This window comes from Paraburkholderia dilworthii, assembly GCF_000472525.1.
Lineage (GTDB): Bacteria > Pseudomonadota > Gammaproteobacteria > Burkholderiales > Burkholderiaceae > Paraburkholderia > Paraburkholderia dilworthii.
Window position 1 is genome coordinate 1 of record NZ_AWZT01000128.1, and the last position, 2,027, is coordinate 2,027.

Sequence of the window (2,027 nt, forward strand, 5' to 3'; positions counted from 1 at the left end):
CTCTCAGAATAGTAGATCCTCGGCCTCTGTTTCATTGCAACACCTCCACTGCCTGCGCAGACTCTAGTGTGTTGCATCGACCGGTTGAATCCGCCCCTGACTTCGGTCATGAACGGTTTCGCCTACACCGCGGATACCGTCGCGGGATCAGGTGTGAACGGCGTTCAGAATCCGGACAGCAGATGGGCGGCGTCGTTCAGGAACGGGAAACGAGTCTGATCGTCAGAGCGGTTTCGTGATTACAGGTCGGGATCCGATGGACGGCATCGGTACGACCTTGATTGCAAAGAAAAAGTGCGCCGAAGCGCCCTTTCCATTACTCATCTCTGCTTCAGCGAAAGCCGGGGTCCGCTGGACCTTTGGCGTCCCGTGCCAACGGCTTGCCAAAGGTCGTAGGACGCCTGTCGCGCGATCCCGAGGTCCGCACGCCATTGCAGAAAGTGCTTCACATCTGCGCTGTACGAACTCGACCGTTTTCGGACAGGTCGCAACGCGAATCATTTGTCACGGGTTTACCCGAATCTGACAACAATCAATTCCTCCCTTCACCATTAATCTTAAGTGATTACTTACCTAGACTGTAGTCACTAGCTTCGAACAGGGCGTTCGAAGCAGGACAGGACAGAATTTCGGAGGTAAGTCATCATGAAGTCGCTCATCCAGGCCGTTGTTGTTACCGCTGCACTCGCTGCTCCGTTCGTTGCGTTCGCTCAACAGTCGAACGCGCCTGTCACCCGTGCGCAAGTGCGTGCCGAGCTCGTCCAGCTCGAAAAGGCTGGCTATCACCCGGGCGGCGACAACACCACCTATCCAGCTGACATCCAGGCCGCCGAAGCGAAGGTGGCTGCGCAGAACGGCGCGGCAAGCGGATACGGTGGTGTGGGGAGTGGCTCGTCGGACGCGGGACGTCCGGCCGTGTCGAAGGCCGACTGGAACGCGATGTACCGCGGCCGGTAACGAGTGGGTTGATTCCGGACGCGCGGGCAGGATGCCAAAGGCATCTGGCGTGAGCATCGCAGTCTGGCCGCGCAGCACCCTGCGCGCCCGCATTTAAAGAACTGGCTCGCTATCGCGGGAGAGCCCCCGCAGCGGGCCAGTTTCATGTCGAATACCTCGCTGTCATCGGGCTCCCGATGGCTTCGCCCAGACCTTCGCGGTCTGGGCGCTTTTCGCGTTCATGCCAGGGCGGTTTTTACGGGTATGGCCGCTAAGTGAATATTCCACGCCAAAGTGAACAGGAATTCCACGGCAAAAAAGAACAAGGTTTTCACGCCATCGCAAACAGGATTTGGGGGCGGCGACGACGCGGGTCAACGGTGGCACGATCGACGGTTTTGTCGGGAGTGCGGAATGGCAAATGTCAGGTTGACCATGCGTAAAATCAGGGAAGTGCTGCGGCTGCATTTCGAGTGCGACCGCAACCAGAGGGAGATCGCCGACGCGGTCGGCGCCTCGACAACAACGGTGTGGCATCATCTGCGCCGCACGCGGCTGGCAGGGCTGAGCTGGCCGCTGCCAGTGGAACCGCTGACGGACGACGCGGCGCTCGAGGCGAGGCTGTATCCGCCGCCGGCACGCGCGAGCCAACGCGCGGCATGCCGGACTGCGCCATGTAGCGCTGGTTGATGATATCCGCCGGATTCGCCATGTCCGCGAGTTGCATTTGCGTCCAGTCGTCTCAGTCCCGCTGCGAACTAAACGTGCGCCACCTCAACCGAAGAGCTTGTTGCGACCGGGCGTATTTCTAATTGTCAGCGATCTAGGCCGCAGTGTCGACCGGCGGTGATTGGGCCGAACTGCGCCCGTTATCCAGTGATTTGTCCGGTTGAAGCGTACTTCAACCGGACGTCAGGCCCGTCCTCAAAGCACGTCAGACTAGAGTTGGTTTGGTTATTAGCTGACGCCGCTTTCTGACCGCAAAAACCCGACGCTCCCGCATGGCGTTTGATCATCAGCCTCCATGCGGTCGGTGCGCCTCCCGCCCGCGCTTCGAATCAAAGCGTGCGCTGCACGGACCGCGACGCGCC

The 2,027-nt window shown here is 60.0% G+C and carries 2 protein-coding genes; both read left to right on the plus strand.

The genetic code is table 11. The features are described from left to right. Positions 1-645: 645 nt before the first annotated feature. Positions 646-957, plus strand: coding sequence for a DUF4148 domain-containing protein (locus F759_RS0135475; RefSeq protein ID WP_027803916.1), 312 nt, complete (start codon positions 646-648; stop codon positions 955-957). 393 nt (positions 958-1,350) lie between these two features. Continuing rightward, positions 1,351-1,626: a sigma factor-like helix-turn-helix DNA-binding protein gene (locus tag F759_RS0135480; protein WP_027803917.1), complete on the plus strand. Its 276-nt coding sequence runs from the start codon at positions 1,351-1,353 to the stop codon at positions 1,624-1,626. The last annotated feature ends 401 nt before the right edge of the window (positions 1,627-2,027 follow it).

Bases quoted from the DNA above. Each gene is read 5' to 3' on its own strand.
- F759_RS0135475 (WP_027803916.1), top strand. From the start codon at position 646: ATGAAGTCGCTCATCCAGGCCGTTGTTGTTACCGCTGCACTCGCTGCT.
- F759_RS0135480 (WP_027803917.1), top strand. From the start codon at position 1,351: ATGGCAAATGTCAGGTTGACCATGCGTAAAATCAGGGAAGTGCTGCGG.